The following is a 20,808-nucleotide window of genomic DNA, read 5'->3' as shown; positions in this document are numbered from 1 at the left end:
CTCCTTGCGGAGTTGCTTCAATTCCTCCGCCTCGGCGGTGGTCGGCCGGTCGTCGCGTTCGCCGGCGTCGGCCTCGGCTTGGCGGACCCAGTTGCACAGGGCCTCCTTGTGGATGCCCAGGTCCCGTGCGACGTGGGCGACCGGACGCCCGGAGGTGCGTACCTCCCGGACCGCCCGCTCCCGAAGCTCGTCGGGGTATTTGCGTGGTGCTGGCATGGTTCGTAGTGCTCCTTACGCCGGGCACCATAACCCGGCTTCCAGGACTCCACAAATCTCGGGTCACTTCACACTGCTGCTTCCGAACCGCCCCAGTTGTCAGCCTGCACCCGGCCGCGGCACCGCGCACGGGGAGCGCCTCCGGTCGACACGCGCCCGCTACCTGATTACGCCTGTGGGGTCGGCCAACTCTGATCACCGGGCCATGTGGCCCTGTCCGAAGGTGGGCGCGCCGTGTTGTCCTGGTACCTGGCGATGGCCCTCGGGGATGAACTGAACTCCCTGCCCAGCCCGCACTGATGGGCCGGAGAACCCCAGGAGGTGGCCGCCGTGCCACGCATCAGGATCGCCAAGAAGCCCGGACGTCGGCGGACTGTGCCGCCGCTGGACTTGCGCACCCCGTCGGGACGGCTCCTGCCCTACTGACGGGCGCCGGTACCGGCAGGCACCCTTTTCGCCGCTGGTGGCCTCGGCCACCGCGAACCGCTGGTGCCTGCAAGCCATGCCCGTCCCCACGACTGTGGCGATGCGTCGATCATGTCTGACTCCTGGGCTCGCGCCGCACGAGGCAAGGCCGCAGCTTGTCGCCACGTCTCACGGCGGCCCGGTACCGCCCGCCGCCCGAAGTCGACAGGAACGGAGTGGATCCCATGAAGAACCGATCAACCACCGAGGCAGCGCCGGAAATCCAGGTTGAAGCCCAAGGCGACCTGCCCCGCGACGCGGCCGAGTACGCCCGCGGCAAGATCGCCTCGCTGCTGGTCTCTGTGCGCGACCCCGTCCTGTTCGCCCGGGTGCGGCTGACGCAGACCCGCAACCCGGCCACCGAGCGCCCGGCGATCGCCCAGGCCAGTGTGGACGTCAACGGCCGCCCGGCCAGAGCTCATCTCGCGGCGGCGACGATGACCGAGGCAATCGACCTGCTGCACGACCGGCTCGCGCTCCGATTGGACCGGTTGCGCCAGGACTGGCAGGCCCGCCGCGGTGCCGTGCCGAAGCCCGGCCCGCACGAGTGGCGGCACGGGTCCGAGCCCACACACCGCCCGGACTACTTCCCGCGGCCGGCATCCGAACGCGAAGTCGTGCGGCACAAATCGTTCGCATTGGCGCGCGAGACGCCGGACGAGGCGGGGTTCGAGCTGGAGACGATGGACTACGGCTTCCACTTGTTCACCGAGCTGGCGACCGGCGAGGACAGCGTGATCTACCGGGTGCCACCGACAGGATGGCGGCTCGCCCAGGTCCATCCCCACCCGGACAAGCTCGGTGAGATCGCAGTGCCTCTGACTGTCAGCCCGCAGGCACCGCCGCGCCTGGACGTAGCGGGCGCGAGGAACCGACTGGAGGCGACCGGGCAGCCGTTCGTGTTCTTCGTCGACGCCGCCACCGGCCGCGGCAACGTCCTCTACCACCACTACGACGGCCACTACGGGCTGATCACACCCGCCGAGTGACCCACCGCAGCAGCCACGACCAAGGTGGAACCACCATGAACGAGGACACGACTGAGAACGCAACCGACGGTACGACGGAACGCGTGGACGCGTTGGAAGCACACGTCGAGGCCCTCGCCCGAGCCCTCCGCGCCCTGTCCGAAGGCCTGGAGCAGAACCCCGCCCAGGAACCCGAACCCGACCCGGTCGCCCGCGGCGCGCGGCTTGCGCACGAGCTCCTGCTCGCCCAAGGGCTCTGAAGGGACGCCAACCGGGTCGAGTCGTCTCCGTCGCCGATGTGTCCGAGGCGGGTTCCCGTGTCGGCCAGAGCGCGACGGGCTTCGCGGTCGTCGCCGACGACCGCGTGTCCGCGAGTCTCGGACCCCGTACAGCCGGGCCAACAGGGCCGGCGGAGCGTGGCTGCCTACTGCGGTCACGCCGGCGCGGGCGAGTTTCGTGGCCGTCCGGGGAAGGGCTGTGGGGGCCTGAGCTGGGGGTTTCGTGGTTTCGTTGAGAACGCCCGGGTGTGTTGCACATAGCCTGCGCGTCTAAGTGGGCGTTTAGGTATATCAAGTGAGGATTCATCACCTTTGAGGTCGGCAGCTTTTAGGATACTTCGCCTTGTAGGAGCGCATTCGCGCACTCCGAGACACGCCCGTTTAGTTCGCACATGCCGCTCAGATTCCGTCTGGCTTAGTAATGGGGTGGAAGCTCCTATTACTCGGAGGTCTTCCGGCCACATCGGGCCGTGCGCGGTGGCGATAAAATTAGATAAAGCCCGTTGAAACGGTCAGTACGAATCAACATCAAACGCCCACTGAAAGAGCGGTTCATCCGGTTCCAGGCGTTTGCTCCGGCATTGATGTCGGCTTTGTCGGTGACACTGGAACCAAAACCTCCATGCGCCTTGTTGGGGTGCCGCTGTTGAATGACGGTATGGGAAACGCGTTGTGGAACCGGCTCTCGCGGGACGTGCAAACCGAAGTGGATCGCCTGATCGTCTCGGGGCGCAAGATCCAGGCGGTTATGTTGATGCGCGAGAGTGCCGGCTTGCCGACACCGGGTCTCCACGCATGCGTCGACCTGCTGCAGTGGCGATTCGAGGGACTGGACCGGCCGTCGGCCAGCTACGGAACGGCGGGCCCCGACTCAAATGACGCGCCGGGTCGGGGTGTTTCGTAAGCCTCAAGCGCTGCTGTGTGGGACCTGCCCGCCCGGCAACACCCGGAAGGCGCGACCGCGCCCGGGCCCGGCGGCCGACGACGGCTCCCAGGGGTGCCCGTGGTTTTGGTACCGGTCCGGTACCGCCGGTGGTACCTGCCTGGTACCTTGGCGGGCATGCCAGCTTTGAACATCGAGTACACGGACGAGGAACTCGCCGCCGTGCGCGAGGCCGCACGGCTGGGGGGCAAGTCGGTGAAGGCGCACGTGCACGACCTGAGCGTGTCCGAGGCCGCCCGCCGCAACTTCGTCACCGGCGCCGCCACGTTCGTCACCGAGCACTTGGCCGAGTTCGAGGACGCCTTCCCCGAGGGGCAGCGTTGATCCTGCGCGTCGAGGCCGGCTGGGTCCTGGACATCCAGACCGCGAACACCCCGGTGAACCTACCTCTCACCGACTGGGGATCGTTCGCGTTCTGCGTCGAGCGCCACCGCTACGAACGCTTCCGCGGCGAGCTCTACTACGAGGAGACCGCCGCGCGCGCCGCGACGTTCGTCCACTCCATGATCGTCCTGGAGCCCTTCGCCGACTTCAACGCCGTCGTCGGCTGCGCCTGCGCCGACCGCTACATGGCCGGCTCCGACGAACCCCTCGCCGTCCCTTCCGGCGGCTGGGTACAGCTGACTCGCGACATCCGCGAACGCAAACACTCCCTCACCGACGTCACCCGAACACTGCGCGCCTGGAGCCGGCCGCAGACCGATTGAACATCGGACCCACCCTCCGAGGGAGGCGACAACCCGCCGAGCGGACCCGGAGGGAACGTCCGTAGGCGGGCCGGGTCCCTCTCGCCCGGGACTCCCGGCCCCCGGCGGCGACACGGCCTGCCGGCGTCGGGCGATCCGGGACCGCGGGCGTGGGACACGATCCGTCGGACGTGACGACCCCGACGACGTCCCGTCGATCCTTGAGTCGCGAAGGCGTGGACGAGGCCCCCTCTCCGACTCGACGGGTGGCCGGTGCACTCCGCACACGACCGTCGCCGACGCCGGGAGCTATGACGAACTGGAGGACTGGCGCCCCCGTCCCCACCACGAGCAGTTGAATCGCCCCGCAGGTTGCGGATCAGACGCCGCCGGACCAACTGCCGACCTTGAGCAGGGCCGCGTGTGACCTTCTTGCAGAAACGATGGTCTCGAGAGCCCCGGTTGCCGCGCTGACGTCGACGTGAGGATTCACCCCGTACAGTTGGTAGATCTCTTTCGCGTCCGAGATCATTTTCTTGATCGCCTCTGTGGTCATTGGTTGTGGCGTCCTGGCCAGAATCGACCCGTATATCGCGAGAAAGTCAGGAAATGGAAGTTTCTGGAGGCCAAAGCCTGGTAATCCGCCCGAACCGAGCCAAGAAGGTGCATGCCGAGATTCCGAGTGCGACTCAGGGAAAGAACATAACGGACGAGGGGCTGGCCTTTCAAACCAAGAAGGGCATGTATTTCCTGCGCATCGACGACGCCAGGAACCTGCACGTTTGTTGGGACATTGAGCAAAACGAAGTTGTCTTGCTCAAAGACGTCGGCGCGGAGGAGTCGTTCCTTGTCGAGGTGTTGTCCGACGGCGGGATCGACGTGAACAGGTACGACGCACCAGAGACAAAGCAACTGCACGCCGAGTCGACGACGACTCGCCTGCAACAACTCCTCGATCGGCGACGCACGCGCCCCCGGGCCGGCCCAGGACGGACAGGCGCGCGGCCCGGTAGCTCCTCGACCTCCTCGAGGCTGCGCCGACCCGGGCCCCGGTTGAGGTCGACACCGCTTGTTTCGGCCAGGTCCCGGACGGTGGGGTCGGCGACGTCGACGACCGCGATGCGCGGTCTGGCGAGCAGCCCGAGATGGCACCCGGCCGCGAGTTCCAGGCGGTGGACCGTGGGGCGCGACCGCGCGGGCGGGCATCGACGAGTGGATCGGTCGCCCCCACGTATCCGCGACGGCCACGCACCGATGTCGTCCTCGTCTTCGGGGTCGTTCCGGTTGTCGAAGTCCTCGTCCTCGTCGGCCCCGTCGCCCCGGTCGGGCTCGTCGCTCTCGAGGTCGTCGGTTGTGGTGGTGTCGGGGTCGTCCCAGACGTCGTCGTCGGCGTCGAGGGGCAGGCGGCCGGTGTCGCCGCGGCCGGTGCCCTCGCCGTAGGCGCTGACGTCGGCCGGCTCCCACACCCGCGGGGTGGCGGTCAGATACAACCGTTCCAGCGCGGGCAGGGCCCGGTCGTTGTGCACGGCGGTCCAGAGGCGGCCGAGCCGTCCGCTGGATCGATGTCCCTCGTCCACGACCACCAGCCGCCACGCGGGAAGGCGCAGGCCGACCATGCCCCGGTGGACGGCGAGGATCGTTTCCAGCGACTGGTAGGTGGCGTACACCGTCACCGGCCCCTCGACCGCCCCCGTCCACAGCGCGAGTTGCGGGGCGCTGGTGGTCGCCCGCACCCCCGCGGCGGCCAACGCGGCGTCGCCGCCGAGCGAGCACACCGCCACTTGGACGCCGCCGGTGCGCCCGGCCCGTTGCCAGGCGGTCACGGTCTGCACGAGGAGGTCGAGGGTCGGCACGAGGACCAGCACTCGCCCGCGCGCGGCCGGCGTCGCGGCCGTCCCGGCCGCCACCCACGTCTTCCCGGTCCCGCAGGCCATCACCGCGGTGGCTCGGCGCCCGCCGTGGGGAGTGGTGCCGGCGGCGTCGCCGTCCGGATCCTCCGGTTCGCGGACGATCGCGGCGAGCGCGTCGCGTTGGTGCGGGCGCAGCGCGGCCATGTCGGTGCGAGTGGGGCGGGTCGAGTGGGGCGGGTCGAGGGGCGGGTGGGACGGGACATCGGGGTCTCCGCGTGGGGTGATCGGGCCGTTCGGACATCGGGCGCGGTCGGGGCGGGTGGTCGGCGGGCGGTCTCACGCTCCGGGGGCGCGGTCTTCGGCTCGGGTGTGATCGGGGCTCTGCGGTGGGGGGTTGTGCAGGCGGGTGGTGGCGGTCTTGCCGATGCGGCGGCGGTAGAGATCCTGGGCGCCCTGCTTGGTGTTGCCGAGGCGTACGCCGATCTCGCGCCAGGTCATGCGCAGTTTCCCCTCGGCGGTGGGGGTGCGGGCGGCGCGCAGTAGGCCGATGTTGCCCGCCTCCGAGAGCAGGAGGGCCACCAGTGAGGTGGTCAGGGGGACGGCATAGCGGACCAGCGGCTCGGATCGCTCGGTCTGGTCCTCAACGGCGTGGTGCCTTGGATCCCCCGGTACATCGACGCCGCTGTCGCCCAGCTCCGCGCCGAGGGCCACGAGGTCCGGGACGAGGACACCGCCCGACTCTCCCCGCTGAAGCACCGCAACCTCAACGTCTTGGGCCGCTACGGCTTCACCGTCTCCGCCCCGGCCGGCGGGGCCTTGCGGCCGCTGCGCGACCCGGACGCTGCCGGGCTTGACGATGATGACGACGGTGCAGCGGCGTGCGTCCCGGTCGGCTTCCGCAGCCGTAGCCGGTCGCGGACTCGGCTTCGGCGGCTGTCGCCGAAGAGTCGGTGGCCTACTCGTGGTCTGTGCAGAGGTGGGTAGTCAGGGCCACACATGCCCACTCCTCCCAGGCGTCGGGGGACCAGCCCCGGTCGCGGACGAAGATCAGGTACAGCTCCGGACTGAGCAGCCCGTACAGCAGGTCGGCGGCGCGGGCGGTATCGACGTCGGGGCGGGCGTCGGGCTTGGAGGTCAGGGCCTTCGCCGCGGCGTGCTGGACGGTGTAGCGCGGGTCGGGGCCGGCGGGCCACTGCGCGGCGATCTCCGGGTCCGTGGCGGCCGCAGCCGCGATCAGCGGCACGATCGGGGCGACCCGGCCGAGGATGTCGCGCACGCCCCGCACGTGGGCGCGCAGTTGCCGGGCCGCTGTGGGCTCGGCGCACGCGGCGCGGAACCAGTCGCGGTCCATCGTGGCGACCGGTTCGACGTCGCCCGCGATGGACGTGTCGACGACGTCCTTGAACAGCGCGCGCTTGTTGCGGAACACGAAGTACACGGTCTGGACGGCCACACCCGCGCGATCGGCGACCTCCTGAAGGCTTGTCGCACCGTACCCCTGCGCGACGAACAGCTCCCGCGCCGCCGCAACGATCTTCTCGCGGGTGAGCCGCGAGCGCTCGGCCCTCTTGTCGGGGCGCTTGACGTTCTGTCCGTCGGATCCCTTGACCGCATCCATGCCGAGAGTATATATCTAGAGTCAGTCACTAGAGATGAACTCTAATTTCTTGGAGGGGTAGCGATGAGTGAGACTCGGACGGCTGCGGAACTCGAGCAAGAGGGTTTTGTGCGCCGCGTGTTGGAGGACTTCTACCGGGACGGCAAGCCCCCGTGGGACAGCGGCATCACGCCGCCCGAGCTGGTGGCCCTGATAGAGGGGCCCGGTGCGCTGATGCCGGGCCGGGCCCTCGAACTCGGCTGCGGCACCGGGACCAACGCGGTGTACCTGGCCCGACACGGCTGGCGGGTGGCGGCCGTCGACCTGGTCGAGCGCGCGGTCCGGCAGGCGAGGGAGAAGGCCGAGGCCGCAGGAGCAGACGTCACGGTGCTGTGCGGGGACGCCACCCGGCTCGACGAGGTGGGCGTACCCGGCCCGTACGACCTGTTCTTCGACCTGAGCTGCTACTGCGGGATTCCACCGCACCGCCGCGACGCCTACGCCGCCGGCCTCACCAAGCGTGCCGCCCCCGGTGCGCGATTGCTGATGTTCGGGTACGGGCCCGGGGCGTTCGACGACTCGTGGTCCGGCGTCACTGCGGACGAACTCCGCGCCAGGTTCTCCGGGTGGCAGCTGGACGACGTGACGCCCGGCACGAACCCGGTCCCGACCTTCTGGTTCACGCTGCGCCGCGACGCCGACTCTGCATGAGCTCAGTCGCACCGGGCAGCTTCGGGCTGCGGCTGTCGCGCGCGACCGTTCTCATAAACGAACATCCGTGAGAGTTCTGCGAGAGCGCCGGTGCGATGTGCCCTGAAAAGCGGGTTCCCCTCCCGAGCACGCGCTACGAAATGAGAGGTGCGGATGGGAGTCGGAACCGAGCGCGGGGCGTTCCGGAACCCCGGCCACACCCGATCCGAGACGCCGGGGCACAACCGCCGTCCGGCTAACAGAAATCGCCTGTGTTCGTCGACCGGACGCCGGTATCGGCCCGCCCGAGGCAACGGCCTGGTCGCCGCGCAATGACACCGACTCCACCACATTCGGCGGGCCGGTGAGCCGTCCGCAGTGACGCGGGGCGGTCGAGCGCGTGGACACCACGCTCCGTTCGCACGCAGATCCCGGGACCACTCGGGGCAACGAATGGGACCGGATGCCCGGACGGCTCTCGACGAACGCGCCGCCGTGGACAGCTGCGGGTCGCGACCGAGTTCATGGGCAGTGCTGCCCGTGTCCGCGGGATCGGCGGGTCCGTCGGGCCGGGAACCGATCCGCCGTCGGCCGCGGGGGGAACCGGCATCCGCCCCGACAACACACAACCGCCATCCGGTGTTCGAAAACCGTGTCGACCCCGACGGCAGCCCGAGGCGGTCGTTGCCTCGTCCCGGTGGCGGGGTTCAGTCGGAGTTGGACCAGACCAGGATGCCGGGGCCGAACTCCGTGGTCACCGGGACGTGTGCCGCGGTCATCTCCTCAAGGCGCGCCTCGTCGACGACGATCGGGCTCAGGTCGTAGTCGAGCTTGCACGAGGACCCGCTGCTCGCCGGAATCCGGATCATGGCGACGGCCGCGCACAACGCGGGCAGATGTTCGGGAATGGACGCCATCGCCACCGGTGGCGACCCCGGACACGGCAAGACGGTCGCGCTTCACCAGGCGCTGCGCCTGCTCCCGCGCCGTGTCCCGGTACGCCGCGCGCTGGTGGAGGTGAAGCCGGCCCCGGCCCGGCTGCGGGCCGCGCTCCTCACCCCCACCGCCCCGGGCCGAGCAGGCCGCCTCCGAACGAGTCGCCGCACCGCGCTCGCAACCGGTGCGCCCGCCGCCTGCATGTCGAGGCCGAAGCTGCGGGGTGTCTGCTCCGCATCCGGTTCGTCGGGAGCGGGCACGTCGTGGTGCGAACGCGCGGGGGGATCGGGAACGCGGACTCGGTCGCCGGGCTCCGTGCCCGGATGCGTGGCCGGTCACGGGTGGGCGACGGGTTCCGGGGCGCGCCTCGTGCTGGAGTGGTGCGGTGCGTGTGGTGGTGACGTGGCGCCTCGATCGAGGTGCCGGGACGGTTTCCCGTCGTGGTCGTTCTCCCGCCGTCAGAATCCGAGCATGCCGGGGGCATCGATGTCGACGGTGACGATGCCGGGTGGGTAGGCGTCCTCATGGGTGGTGAGCAGGATCGACATGCCGGTGAACTCGGCCCGGGGAAGGGCGCAGTACAGGGCGTGGCAGGTGTCCGGGCCGCCGAGGCCGTCGCGGATCATCGTGCCGACCGCGACGGATGCCACCGTCTCGAGGGGGTCGACGTTCACGCTCGACAGCGCCAGGACCCGGTGGGCGATGCCCTGCGCGTCTGCCTCGGCCTGCACGAGGCACAGCGCGGGGACGACCAGGTGGTCGCCGGGGGTGCGGGCCATGTTGCCCGCGAGGAGGCCCAGCGTCTTGTGGCCGGCGGCGAGTGCCTTGACGGCGCCGGTGTCCAGGATGATCACGCGTGGGTCTTCCGGGCCTTGTCGGCGGCGATGCGGTGGATGTTGGCGAGGATGTCGGGCGCGTCGTCGAATTCCTCGTCGGTGATCGGGACGCCGATCACCGAACGCACCGTCTCCCGGTCGGCGGCCAGGCGCTCGGCCCGCTGCGCGGCGGTCGGCTGCTCGGCGGCCAACGCCTCGACCAGTTGGCCGATGCTCAGTCCGCGTTCCCTCGCGAGTTCGGCGAGATGGTCGCGGGTCTCTCTCGGCACCTGAATCGTCGTCGACGTCATAGCACCACTATAGACACACTACAGAGACGATTCCACGACTTCCGACATCTTCGATGCAGGCGGGCACCAAGGGGCTCACCACCGGACCCCCGCCGCCCGTCTCCGACCGCACGGTGTGGCGATGGCCGGCCGATGCCATCATCACACCCGTAACCGCCGCCACTCCGGGAGCTCGCCACGGCGACTGGTTCGAGATTGCCCAGGCGGATCCGAGTTCTGCCGGCCTACTGGCACGGGAACGCCTCCGCGGTTCACCGCGAACTCGTGGCCCGCGCCCACAGGACCACGTGACAGGACACGACGACCGGCGACCGCGGTTTGCCGACCTCGTCACCGCACTGCCCGGGCGACAGGTCGCTCCCGGGCGGCGCGCCGCCGTCGGCCGTCCTACTGCTGGATCCGGTGCCGTCGTTGGCGACGTTCCTGCGTGCGATCCACCGGGATCCGACCGCGGGGGAGCGGGCCGGTCACCGCAAGGGCCGGAAGCCGCGCGTGCGTTGGACGTGTTCGCCCACCGCTCCCTGACCTGGCGCAACCACGTCTGGGAGGCAGGCCGATCACGTCGGGCCCCGCTGCGTGTGCCCGCCGGCGGCGATCTCGTCCACCCGTACGTCACCTGGTTCATCGACTGCGCGACCAGGGCGGTCACTCTCGGCCGGGTGAACCGGCGGACGGTCGGAGGCGGCGGTGGGCTGCTCCACGTGGCATGGCGTGTCAAGGACGACTGTCCAGCCCGGGAGCGAGCGGTCCGTCGAGCGAGGCAGCCACTACTTCGCATGTGATCGAACACGTTTGGTGCGCTCCGTCTCCTCCGGTCGTCGTCCCGGAGCCGACGCAGGCCCTGCGATGACCGCCGAACCCCCCACCCGCCGAACCACGGACGCCCGTTGCGCCGACGCCCAGGCCGTCCTCGCCCTGGCCCGCCGACGCGTCGACGTCCTGTGGGCATCCTCCGCGACCGCCGGCCCTACCGATCGCCGTGAGCATCGCGAGCCGATCAGCGGTGCGGCTCCGTCGCCTCGTGCAAGCCGACGGTGCGAGCTGCAAGATTCAGGCAGAACGGTGTCGGGTGAGGTCGAGCCAGGCAGACCGCGACATCTGCCACACCACGCCACCACAGCGGCACCGGAACGGATCGCACGCGACCGCCTGCCACTTCGCGGGGCAGACCGCCGAGACCGCGGGGGCGCCCAGCCGCTGACCCTGTCGCCCCACAAACAGGATGACCACCGAGCGCAGGGGGCTCGGTGGTCATCCGTGTTCTCTGTGAACCGACAGCCGAACCGGCCGCGACATTCTCGACCGCGCCCGGCCCTGAGCCCGGCGGCTATCGGTTCGTGGGAGGCCGCTGGGCGGACATGATGCGCAGCTGGAGCGTGACCGCGAAACGGTCGGAGGGGTCTTGGAGGTCGATCCGACCGACCGCGGCCGCGCGGCGGAGCCGGTAGCGGAAGGTGTTGGGGTGGACGTACAGGTTCGTCGAGGCGGTGATGACGTCGCCGAACGCGTCGAGCCATCCTTGGAGGGTCTCGACCAGCCGGGAGCCGTGGGCTTCGTCGTGGGCGACGAGGCGGGCGACGGAGTCGATGAGCTCGTCTCCGTTGGCGGCCGCGAGGTCGCCCATTTCCAGGACCAGGGCTTCGATATAGACGTCGTAGATCGAGCCGACGCGGCGTGGGCTGCGGCCCGAGGACAGGACACGCAGGGCGCGATCGGCGTTGGCGCGAGAACGGCCGAGACCGGAGGGGTCGTCGGCGACCGTGCCGACGGCGATGACGGCGGCGCCCTCCGCGCCGGCGCCGGTGCGTTCGAGGAACGTCGCCGCCGTGCGCGTCGCACGCTGCACGGCTTCGCGGCCGACGCCGCGAGCGGGCAGAATCGCGTAGGCGATATCGCCCAGCAGCGCGACGGCCGAACGAGGCTGCACGGCACTGAAATGCACCGCCAGAGCGCTCGTCAGACGCTCGCGCTCGGCGGTCAGCCGCGCGTGATCCTCCGTGCTGACGTTCCGCGTGGCCTGGACCGGTAGGCACATCGCCACGACCAGCGTCGGCTCCTCGCCCAGCCCGAGGCGGTTGAGGGCGTCGGCCGCGCCGCTCCCGCCGGTGAGAGCGGTGCCCACCAGATCCGCGCGGAGCCGGCGCTCGGCATCGCTCCCCGCCCGCAGACGCAGCATGTGCAGGGCGACGAGCTTGGCCGAGTCGCGGAACGCGCGCATCCGCTCTTCGCTCAGGGGCTCGCTCACCACCACCCACATCGACCCGAGAATCTCCTCGCCGGCCCGTACGGCCACAGCCACGCGGGGCAGGTCCACTTCGTCGTCCTCGAGGGCGATGGGATCGAGGTAGACGGGGTCGTACTCGCTGTAGAGCCTCTTGAAGATCCCACGCTCCTCCATGATGCGGATGTGGGCGGCGGGAACCTGACGGCCGAGGACGCTGGCGACGCGTGACGCGTCGGTGTGGCTCTGATTACCGGAGAACGCGAGGATGCGACAGCGCCGGTCTTCGATGGTGATCGGCGCGTCGAGGAGTGTGCTGATGGCGTTGGCCAGGGCGAACAGGTCTCCGGACGGCATGCCCGCGAGCGTCTCGGGCTCCTCGTCACCGACGCTTCCCTCCGCGATGAGGGTGCGCAGCATCGCGGCCAACTGCGCCCACGAAGCGCCGCGGGTCAGGGCGAGCAGGGCGATCCCGGCCGCCGCCGCGGCCGCCTCGACCTCCGGATCTCGAAAGACCGGCCCTCGGACGACCAGGGCGGCGGCTCCGTGCCTGTGGAGCTCACGCAGGACAGCCGTGACCTCGGAGCGGTCACGGACGCAAACGCCCAGGACGATCGCGCGCGGCGGGTACTCCTGCGTGTCGTCCGGCTCATGGATGAGCACGCCGCCGATGGGTTCGTCGAGGTCGGCGTCGAGACAGATCGGGTCCAGCAACGTCGGACCGAGGTCATCCAGGACCCGGCTCAGACTGCCGGGCGGGCGCTGCGACACAGGTGTGAGCATCTCCGCAGGTAAGGATCGCCCCCTGCGACCCGCTTGGTTTGGATGGACAAGAATAATCCCGATTGTGGGATCTGCGAACAGCCCATCGGTCGCGCGACCGGGCACGAACCTTGCCGCGCCGCGTGCCGCCGACCGCCTGTCTTCAGGAATGAGAGCGTTCCACCACGTAGGCTCCCGACCTGTCGAAGCCGACCACGCGGCCGCCCTCGGCCAGCAGGCCCCCCAGGACATCCCCCACCGCCTTGCGCCACAGACGGGCCAGGGCCGGATCGGTGCGGCGCATCCCTTCGATGTCCGCGGGGAGCCGGACCAGCACGTGCCCCCCGGTGCCGGTCTCGAAGCACGGGACGCCGCCGGGCCCCTCGGCCAACGCGATCAGAGCGGCCGTGTCGCCGGCCTCGGGCCCCGGCTCGAAGCGGCGGGGACGGCCGGCGCACGCTGCGACGACCGCGGGCGAGGTGAGGTCCCAGTCGATGAGCAGGCGGTCGCTGACATCGTCGCCGTTGATCTCGTCCCCCATGGCCCCGTAGAAGTCCGGCAGGTACTCGATCGGCAGCGCACCCAACTTCACGAGATTGAAGTACGCGTTGCGACGCACCAACGGGTCGTACGTCCAGTGGATCCGGGTGGCGCCGCGCTCCAGGGCCCAGGCACGCTGGTGCACCTTGAGCACGAAGCCCACGCTGCGCCCACGGGCCGCGGCGGAGACTCCGGCTATGTGACTGTGCAGTGTGGCGCTGGCCGGGGCCGAGAAAAAGCCCACGCCGCCGCCGAGGAGGGTGTCCGCGTCGTAGACGCCGGCGATGTAGTTGCCCGCCTTGGACAGCGCGCGCAGCAGTTCGGCGGTGATGAGCGTGTCGGCGGGGGTCAGTCCCCAGACCTGGTCGAAGGTGTGGCACAGCGCCTCGAGATCGGCCAGTTCGGTGAGTTCTCGTACCCGGACGCCGGACGCCCGCGCGGCGCGCCGGGCGGACCCCCGGGCCTCGGTCGTCAGCGAGTCAAAATCGGTTGGTTGGCTCTCAGTGGCAAGATTGGTCACCGTCACATCGTCGTGTCCGCAACGAGAAGCCTCGTGTCCGCCGCTCACACATTTCCGGCGGATGTTTGTGCGCCGGTACGGACCGGCCTCGGCCGTGTATCCGGAACACCGAGTTCTGTCTGCCGGGACCGTGACGGGAATCCGCTTTTGTCGTGGCGGACAAGCCGCCGTCCCTGCGAGTCGGCGATTCTTTCCGGCATCGCCCGACACTCGCATGAAGGTCCCCGGGCATTCACCTCGGGCAACCATCAGGACTGGGGAATCAAGTGAAGGCATACGGCAAGGCCTCCGGCCTTCTCGTCGTCGCGGTCCTGGTGACCAGCGGCTGCGGGGGCGCCAAGGGCACGAACGGCCAGAACAACGGCGGTGGCGGGTACCAGGAGAACGGCACGTACACCCGGGCCACCGCGTACGACACGATGCCGTCCGACCCGTACCGCAACTACAACGCGGGGCCCACGAACTTCCTCTACGACTCGCTCGTCAACGTCGACACCAAGGGCGAGATCGTGTCCGGCATCGCGACCAAGTGGGACGCGACCGCGACGGAGGCGACGTTCACGCTGAACCCGGCGGTGACGTGTTCCGACGGCACGAAACTGACCGCGACCATGGTCGCCGCCGACCTGAACTGGGTGAAAGACCCGGCCAACAAGTCGCCGCTGCTCGACCTCTACCTGCCGGCCGATCCATTCACGGTGACCCCGGACGACGCCTCGGGGACCGTCAAGGTGACGCTCGGGAAGCCGTACGGCTTCCTGGTACGCCAACTCGGGCGGCTGCCCATCGTCTGCCCCCAGGGCCTGCAGAACCTCGACGGCCTGAAGAACGCCTCACAGGGGACGGGCCCGTTCGTCCTGCAGAGCGTTGCCCCGGGCGAGTCCTACACCCTGGTACGACGCGACGGGTACACGTGGGGCCCCAACGGCGCCCGCACCGATGCCCCGGGCACCCCCCAGCGCATCGTCACCAAGGTCGTCAAGAACGAGACCACCGCAGCGAACCTGCTGCAGTCCGGCCAGGTGAACTCCGCGACGGTCACCGGTCCCGACCGCTCCCGCATCGAAGCGCTCAAGGGCGGCAGGGTCGACTACAAGGTCGGTGAGTCGACCATGTGGTTCAACGAGCGCGAGAACCGGCCGGGAGCCGACGAGAAGGTACGCCGAGCCCTCACCGGCGTGCTCGATCTGGACGAGCTGATGCGCGTGGCGACCGGCGGCAAGGGCGCGCGCCCCTGAGCCTGGTGACCGGCGAAGGCGCCGCCTGCCAAGGCGACGTGGTGAGCGGCCGGTTCACCCAGCTGGACCCGGCCGCCGTCGGACGCCTGCTCGACGAGGCCGGCTGGACCGTCGGCGGGGGCGGGATCCGCAGCAAGAACGGCAAGGCGCTGGAAGTCGACCTGCGCTACTACAGCGTCATCCCCGGCCACGCGGCCACCGCAGAACTGATCGCGTCCAAGTGGGGCAAGCTCGGCGTGAAGGCCAAGCTCACCGGCGAGGGCGACACCGCCTTCGACAAGACGCTGTACGAGACCGCCGACTTCGACGTGTACCTGATCCCGCCGACCGCCGACATTCCCAACGCCCTACAGCCGTTCGTCTCGGGTGCTCTGCCCCCGTCCGGGCAAAACTTCGCCGCGATCCGCAACGCGGAGTACGACCGGCTGGCAGCCGAGGCGACCGCCACCCCCGGCGAGCGCGGCTGCGAGCTGTGGCACCAGGCGGACGCGGCCACCCGCCGACAGACACCGACCGCGCATCCCGTAGCCCACCAGGAGAGCCCGCATGCCCAGCACGCTGATCATCCGGGGCGGAACCGTCTACGACGGAACCGGCGCACCGGGCCGCCCCGCCGACGTCGCGATGGACGGAGATCGCGTCCTGGGCATCGGCGCAATCCCCGACCACGAGCACGCGGTGGTCCTGGACGCCACGGGATGCGCGGTCGCGCCCGGTTTCGTCAACGTCCTCAGCCACGCCCACCTCGCCCTCCAGCAGGACCCGCGTGGGCTGTCAGACCTCTACCAGGGCGTCACCACCGAGGTCTTCGGCGAAGGCATCTCCATGGGACCGGTCGCCGGACGCATGCTCGAGACCGTCTCCGCGACCGACGCGGAACCCGACGGTACCCGGCTGGGCTTCCCCCGCCTGAACGGCTTCCTCCACCACATGGCCGACCGCGGCGTCGCGCAGAACGTCGCCAGCTTCGTCGGCTCGCACAACATGCGCCTGCTCGGTGCCGGACACGACCACCGGCCGCTCACCGCGACCGAACTCGACGCCGCACGCGCACTCCTCGACGAAGAACTCGCCGACGGCGCACTCGGGCTCGCGTCCGCGCTGATCTACCCACCGGAAAGCTACTCCTCCACCGAGGAGTTGATCGCCCTGTCGCGGATCGTCGCGCGCCACGACGCGCTCTACATCTCGCACATCCGCAGCGAAGGAGACCGACTCCTCGAAGGCATCGACGAGGTGCTGCGCATCGGCCGCGAGGCATCGGCGCGTGTGGAGGTCTACCACATCAAGGCCGTCGGTCGGGACAACTGGCCCAAGATGCAGGCCGCCGTCGACCTCATCGACCAAGCGCGCGACGCCGGGCTGCCCGCGACCGCGAACCTCTACCCCTACGAGGCCGGTTCCACGGCCCTCTCGGCATCCATCCCACCTCCCTTCCACGTCGGGGGACGCGACAAACTCGCTCAACGCCTGCGCGACAAGGCCGTACGCGAGGAGATCAAGACGGCGATCCGCGGGCCGCAGCACGAGTGGGAGAACCTCCTCGTCGCCGCAGCCGGCCCGGACCACGTGCTCGTCCTCGCCGACGCCCTACCCGGACCCACCACCGCGGGCCTGACCCTGACGCAGGCAGCCGCCGCACACGGCATCGCGGACCCGCTCGACCTCATGATGGACCTGGTCGCCGCGAACCCCACCCTGTTGGCCGCGTACTTCGTCAGCCACGAAGACAACGTGCGCACCGCACTGCGCCGTCCCTGGGTCTCGATCTGCTCCGACTCCGAATCGGTCGCCGCCGAGGCCCCGTTCACCGACACACCAGTCCACCCGCGCTCATACGGGGCCTTCGCGCGCATCCTGCGCCAGTATGTGCGCGAGGAACGACTCCTCTCACTGGAAGAGGCCGTCCGGCGCATGACCTCGCTGCCGGCCGACACCCTCCGCCTGGCCGACCGCGGGCGGCTGGTTCCCGGCGCGTACGCCGACATCGCGGTCTTCGATCCGGCCGCGGTCGCCGACCACGCCACCTACGCGCAGCCGCACCAATACGCGACCGGCATGCGCCACGTGCTCGTCAACGGCACAGTCGCCATGCGCGACGCCCTCCCGACCGGCGCCCTCGGCGGCCGGGCCGTCCGTCGCGGTTGAACTCCCCTATTTCCACCCGCTCTGCGACAAGGAACGACCATGTCCCTCATCGACGTCGACCAGTCGGTGCTGCTTGTGATCGACGCGCAGGAGAACTTCTACCGCGACCACCGCCACGACGTGGACCGCGAGCAACTCAGCGCTGTCTTCGACCGCGTGGCCTGGCTGGTGGGAGTGGCCGCCTCCGCGGGCGTCCCCGTCGTCGTCACCGAAGAGGACCCCGATCGCAACGGTGAGACGGACAAGCGCATCCGCGCCCGGTTCCCTCAAGGAACACGGGTCCTCCCCAAGGCCGTATTCGCCGCCCCGGACAACCCCGACATCCTCGCGGCGATCGAGGCCACCGGTGCGCCGACCGTCGTCGTGGTGGGCTTGGAGACGGACATCTGCGTCGCACACTCGGCCATCGGGCTCCAGGGAACCGGCAAGCGCGTGATCGCCATCCGCGATGCACTGTTCTCCCCGAACGCCGCCCACCACAACGGTCTCGAGCGGATGAAGGCCGTGGGCGTCGAGCTCATATCGGCGAAGGAGCTGCTGTACGACTGGCTCCGCACCGTCGAGAACATCCGCGCATTCGCGAAAGCCAACCCCGCGCTGTCGCACCCGCCGGGCTTCTCCATGTGACTGGGGGGCCGGGCCCGACGAGGGGGCGGACCCGACGAGGGGGCGGAGCCGGCTCACCACAACCCCGACCACGCCGCCCGGCAAAGGACCGCGTCCCGAATGAACCGCCCATCGCTCGACGACCTCTACCGCATCGCCGTGCCCATGGACCCGTAAGTGCGGCCCGACGGCGAACTCGTGGCGTACGTGCTCATGTCGGCGGACCATGACCTGGACGCGGACCGCACCGAGATATGGCTTGCCGGTGACGGCGGCCCCCGCAGGCTCACGGACGGCCCCGCCGACAGCGCTCCCCGCTGGTCGCCCGACGGACAACGGCTCGCCTTCCTCCGGCCTGTCGACGGTGTACCCCAGCTCCATCTCGTGTCCATCGACGGTCTTGTCCGAGCGCTCACCACGCGCGACGGCGGAGCAGGAATCCCGGTGTGGTCACCCGACGGCAACGCCCCCGCGTTCGCAGCCACATGCGAGGGTCCCCGAGCCGCCCCGCCCACACCCGTCGTCGTCGACACCCTCGACGACAAGGCCGACTACATCGGCCTCGTCGTCGGCTCGACGCGTCACGTGTTCACCGCGGACGTCACCTTGGGACGAGTCCGGCAACTCACCCGAGGCGACTTCGAGACCAGCACCCCGACATGGTCGCCCGACGGACAGCGCCTCGCATTCACCGCGTCCATGGGTCCCGACCGCGATCTCACCTTCGACCGCGCCGTCCACGCCCTCGACGTCCAGGGCGGGACAGCCGAACGGCTCACCGCCCCCGACTACTTCTGCCTTGCCGCGGGGTGGCTCGGTCACGACTTGGTCGTCGCAGCCCAAAAGGACCAGCCCACCGGCCACGTCCGCCTGTACCGAATCAACTCCGACGGTATGACCGAACTGACCGCAGGTCTGGACCGATGCCTCTCCCTGGGCGCTCCCGGGCACCCCGGCGCGGATCCGCAGTTGCACAACAACGAGATCGTGCTGTGTTCCCGCGACCACGGTCTCGCCCACCTGTACGGCCCGGCAGGCACCAAACTCATCGGGGGCGACCGCACGATCCACGGCGCCGGCGCCGCATCAGGGCGCCACCAGGTCCAGGTCGCGCATGATCCGGCGGACCGGCTCCGGGCCGGCCAGGGCGCCTCGGCGCAGCAGCTGGGCGTGGATGCGGCGATGTCCGTAGGTGCCGTCCGACATCTCGAAGACCTTGGCGACGAGCAGCGTCAATTCCTCGCGCCGTTGTGCGGTCACGGATTCCGGGCGGCGGCGCCACTCGTAGTATCCGGACCTGGACACGCCGAGGCGGTCGCACATGAATGCGACGGGATAGGCGTACTCCGCGGTGTCGAGTCGCATCGATTCGATGAACTCGTACTGTCCGGCTACCGGGAATCCTTCTCTTCGAACGCCCGTAGAGCTCCGCCGGCCTCACACCCAACGCGGCCCCGCGGACACCGACCCGCTCGCGCGTCGCGGCCCCGGCCCGACACCGAGAGTGACCGGACCGGTCGAGACGACGCCGCCGGGGCGTTCGCTGTGCCGTCCGAATCGGAGGCACTCCTGCGCCCCGAGGTCACCTTCGAGTCCCCGCCGGCAGGTGGGGACTGCTGCATGCCGTCGCTGTCATGGGGCGGAGTGGTTCTGCGGGAGGTCCTCGACCGTGCCGTGATCGTCACCGCCCCCGATGGCCTTGAGATTCGCATACCGGATCGCGCGGACCTCATCCGGATGCAACGCGCGTCGGGACGCGCGAAGGACCCACGCCGGGCCATGGAGTCGGAACGGCTTTGAGCTGGGCTTGCCTGCGTTCCGGGCTCGGTGGATCCACGCGTGCCGCCAACCGGACAATGTCGTCGTTTCTCCCGGCGGGGTACTGCGCCGGTGTCGTCCGCTTCGTGGCCCTGCCCGAACGGCTCGGCGGCTTGTGGCGGCCGGCCGAGATGTGCGCCACGTGCGCGGAATCCACCCCCCGCGCCCGCGTGGTCGGCCTGCCACCGACACTCGCCTCCTCGCCACCGAAATCCCCAGTCGGCGCCGACCGCCACGCACAAGCCACGGCGTCAGCGTTCTCGGTTCCGTCGTCGAAGTTCTCGGTATCCGTCGTCGAACCGACCGCCGGAGCGACGGGGGCGGGCATCGGCCACGGACCTGCTTCTCGTAGCCGGGGGACGGGTATTCGCCGACCGGGTTGCCGTCTCCCGGGTCGAACAGGCCACGTCCCGAAACGGCTCGCCTCCTGCGCCGCGCACCGTCTCGTCCACGGCCAGGGCTCCGTCCGGGACGCCCGAGGTGCTCGACGACGAGGTTGCGCAGGTCGTCCCGGACGCGTCGGCGTCCCGATGGGCCGATCGCAGCAGCCGTTGCATCGCGTCGGGTCGCGAGGTGGCCCGTGCGCTCGGCGAGGTTCCGGCACTTCTTGCGCTCGATCGTCGACAGCGGACCGGCCACGAACTCCCGCGTGGTCGGATGAGGTTCGCTTCGGGCGTACCGGTCCCCGACCCGTGACATCACCACACCGAACGGCGACACCCGACGATCGACGTCCGTTCCGTGGCCCGCGGCCACCGCACGATCCTTTCGAGTCCACACGCTTCGTCCGGATCACACGGTGGCCGCTCCGGTTCCCGCAGGCTCGGACCAGGATCGGCAAGCGCGTACGGAGTCCTAGCCCCAATACCAGTGACTTTGGTGGGGTTCGGTCGTTGGGTGGGTTGTGCCAAGGCCTGGGCAGGTGAAGTCGTCGACGGGAGAGCGGTTCTCGGATCGGATCGCGTTGGGGGTCTTGACGCGTACGTTTCCGGCGGAGTTGATCGACGAGGTGGTCGCGGGGTGTGGCCGCGTCGAGCAGCGTCGTCGGTTGCTGCCGGCGCGGGTGGTCGTGTATTTCGTCCTGGCGATGTGTCTGTTCTCGGGGCAGGGCTACGAGGAGGTCGCGCGTCTGCTCACGCAGGGTCTGGAGCGGGAGCGTCGGTGGGTGGGGACGTGGCGGGTTCCGACGACCGGGGCGAT

General features: G+C 69.9%; 19 protein-coding genes and 2 pseudogenes. 11 read left to right on the top strand and 10 right to left on the bottom strand.

Features of this window, described 5'->3' with window-relative positions:
- A partial coding sequence (locus tag ACZ4FV_RS47985; RefSeq protein ID WP_465327489.1) for a transposase occupies positions 1 to 216 on the bottom strand: 216 nt, incomplete at its 3' end.
- Positions 217 to 866: 650 nt separating this feature from the next.
- On the opposite strand from ACZ4FV_RS47985, the gene ACZ4FV_RS47980 reads away from it, so the two are divergent.
- From ACZ4FV_RS47980 to ACZ4FV_RS47965, 4 genes are all read left to right on the top strand, one after another.
- The gene (locus tag ACZ4FV_RS47980; RefSeq protein WP_465327487.1) at positions 867 to 1,670 is read left to right on the top strand and encodes a sigma 54 modulation/S30EA ribosomal C-terminal domain-containing protein; all 804 of its coding nucleotides are present in this window, start codon (positions 867 to 869) and stop codon (positions 1,668 to 1,670) included.
- 35 nt (positions 1,671 to 1,705) lie between these two features.
- On the top strand, positions 1,706 to 1,909 hold the full coding sequence (locus ACZ4FV_RS47975; RefSeq protein ID WP_465327484.1) for a hypothetical protein: 204 nt from the start codon (positions 1,706 to 1,708) through the stop codon (positions 1,907 to 1,909).
- Positions 1,910 to 2,987: 1,078 nt separating this feature from the next.
- Positions 2,988 to 3,194, top strand: coding sequence for a hypothetical protein (locus tag ACZ4FV_RS47970; RefSeq protein ID WP_379990978.1), 207 nt, complete (start codon positions 2,988 to 2,990; stop codon positions 3,192 to 3,194).
- On the top strand, positions 3,191 to 3,577 hold the full coding sequence (locus ACZ4FV_RS47965) for a hypothetical protein (protein ID WP_465327481.1): 387 nt from the start codon (positions 3,191 to 3,193) through the stop codon (positions 3,575 to 3,577). The genes ACZ4FV_RS47970 and ACZ4FV_RS47965 overlap by 4 nt, the downstream gene beginning before the upstream one ends.
- 358 nt (positions 3,578 to 3,935) lie before the next feature.
- Here ACZ4FV_RS47965 and ACZ4FV_RS47960 read toward each other — a convergent pair whose 3' ends face one another.
- Together ACZ4FV_RS47960 and ACZ4FV_RS47955 are read right to left on the bottom strand one after the other, a co-directional pair.
- Positions 3,936 to 4,112 carry a hypothetical protein gene (locus ACZ4FV_RS47960; protein WP_465327478.1) on the bottom strand — a complete coding sequence of 59 codons (177 nt, stop codon included), beginning with the start codon at positions 4,110 to 4,112 and terminating at the stop codon, positions 3,936 to 3,938.
- Positions 4,113 to 4,281: 169 nt separating this feature from the next.
- Positions 4,282 to 5,610, bottom strand: coding sequence for a DEAD/DEAH box helicase family protein (locus ACZ4FV_RS47955; protein ID WP_465327475.1), 1,329 nt, complete (start codon positions 5,608 to 5,610; stop codon positions 4,282 to 4,284).
- A gap of 393 nt (positions 5,611 to 6,003) precedes the next feature.
- Between ACZ4FV_RS47955 and ACZ4FV_RS47950 the strand changes: the two are divergent.
- Positions 6,004 to 6,273, top strand: a pseudogene (locus ACZ4FV_RS47950) (Tn3 family transposase); the annotation flags it as partial.
- Positions 6,274 to 6,361: 88 nt separating this feature from the next.
- Here ACZ4FV_RS47950 and ACZ4FV_RS47945 read toward each other — a convergent pair.
- Positions 6,362 to 7,024 (bottom strand): TetR/AcrR family transcriptional regulator, encoded by a 663-nt coding sequence (locus ACZ4FV_RS47945; RefSeq protein ID WP_465327472.1) that lies wholly within the window; start codon positions 7,022 to 7,024, stop codon positions 6,362 to 6,364.
- 63 nt (positions 7,025 to 7,087) lie between these two features.
- On the opposite strand from ACZ4FV_RS47945, the gene ACZ4FV_RS47940 reads away from it, so the two are divergent.
- Positions 7,088 to 7,714 carry a class I SAM-dependent methyltransferase gene (locus tag ACZ4FV_RS47940; protein WP_465327470.1) on the top strand — a complete coding sequence of 209 codons (627 nt, stop codon included), beginning with the start codon at positions 7,088 to 7,090 and terminating at the stop codon, positions 7,712 to 7,714.
- Between the two features lie 686 nt (positions 7,715 to 8,400).
- On the opposite strand, the gene ACZ4FV_RS47935 is transcribed toward ACZ4FV_RS47940, so the two are convergent.
- The 5 genes from ACZ4FV_RS47935 to ACZ4FV_RS47915 all read right to left on the bottom strand — a co-directional run bounded on the left by ACZ4FV_RS47935 (position 8,401) and on the right by ACZ4FV_RS47915 (position 13,798).
- On the bottom strand, positions 8,401 to 8,610 hold the full coding sequence (locus tag ACZ4FV_RS47935) for a DUF6210 family protein (protein WP_465327468.1): 210 nt from the start codon (positions 8,608 to 8,610) through the stop codon (positions 8,401 to 8,403).
- A gap of 477 nt (positions 8,611 to 9,087) precedes the next feature.
- Entirely contained in the window at positions 9,088 to 9,483 is a 396-nt protein-coding gene (locus ACZ4FV_RS47930; RefSeq protein WP_465327466.1) for a PIN domain-containing protein, read from the bottom strand.
- A complete protein-coding gene (locus ACZ4FV_RS47925) occupies positions 9,480 to 9,755 on the bottom strand; it encodes a hypothetical protein (protein WP_465327462.1) in 276 nt (91 codons plus the stop codon). Before ACZ4FV_RS47925 ends, ACZ4FV_RS47930 begins: the two co-directional genes overlap by 4 nt.
- A 1,327-nt stretch (positions 9,756 to 11,082) precedes the next feature.
- Positions 11,083 to 12,864, bottom strand: coding sequence for a PucR family transcriptional regulator (locus tag ACZ4FV_RS47920; protein ID WP_465327459.1), 1,782 nt, complete (start codon positions 12,862 to 12,864; stop codon positions 11,083 to 11,085).
- A 37-nt stretch (positions 12,865 to 12,901) separates the two neighbouring features.
- The gene (locus ACZ4FV_RS47915) at positions 12,902 to 13,798 is read right to left on the bottom strand and encodes a GNAT family N-acetyltransferase (RefSeq protein WP_465327457.1); all 897 of its coding nucleotides are present in this window, start codon (positions 13,796 to 13,798) and stop codon (positions 12,902 to 12,904) included.
- Positions 13,799 to 14,064: 266 nt separating this feature from the next.
- Here ACZ4FV_RS47915 and ACZ4FV_RS47910 point away from each other — a divergent pair, with 266 nt between their 5' ends.
- The 4 genes and pseudogenes from ACZ4FV_RS47910 (at position 14,065) to ACZ4FV_RS47895 (ending at position 17,811) form a co-directional block, all read left to right on the top strand.
- Positions 14,065 to 15,036 (top strand): ABC transporter substrate-binding protein, encoded by a 972-nt coding sequence (locus ACZ4FV_RS47910; RefSeq protein ID WP_465327455.1) that lies wholly within the window; start codon positions 14,065 to 14,067, stop codon positions 15,034 to 15,036.
- Positions 15,037 to 15,041: 5 nt separating this feature from the next.
- A pseudogene (locus ACZ4FV_RS47905) lies at positions 15,042 to 15,377 on the top strand (ABC transporter substrate-binding protein); the annotation flags it as partial.
- Between the two features lie 205 nt (positions 15,378 to 15,582).
- Entirely contained in the window at positions 15,583 to 17,184 is a 1,602-nt protein-coding gene (locus ACZ4FV_RS47900; protein WP_465327453.1) for an N-acyl-D-amino-acid deacylase family protein, read from the top strand.
- A gap of 39 nt (positions 17,185 to 17,223) precedes the next feature.
- Entirely contained in the window at positions 17,224 to 17,811 is a 588-nt protein-coding gene (locus ACZ4FV_RS47895) for an isochorismatase family protein (protein WP_465327451.1), read from the top strand.
- 1,065 nt (positions 17,812 to 18,876) lie between these two features.
- On the opposite strand, the gene ACZ4FV_RS47890 is transcribed toward ACZ4FV_RS47895, so the two are convergent.
- The gene (locus ACZ4FV_RS47890) at positions 18,877 to 19,155 is read right to left on the bottom strand and encodes an IS3 family transposase (RefSeq protein WP_465327449.1); all 279 of its coding nucleotides are present in this window, start codon (positions 19,153 to 19,155) and stop codon (positions 18,877 to 18,879) included.
- 1,426 nt (positions 19,156 to 20,581) lie between these two features.
- Between ACZ4FV_RS47890 and ACZ4FV_RS47885 the strand changes: the two genes are divergently transcribed.
- Positions 20,582 to 20,808: transposase domain-containing protein (locus ACZ4FV_RS47885; protein WP_465327447.1), on the top strand; the 227-nt coding region annotated here is incomplete at its 3' end.

Source organism: Embleya sp. NPDC025285, assembly GCF_055558835.1.
Note: the sequence above shows the minus strand (reverse complement) of the source record. Positions and strands in the feature narration are given on the sequence as shown.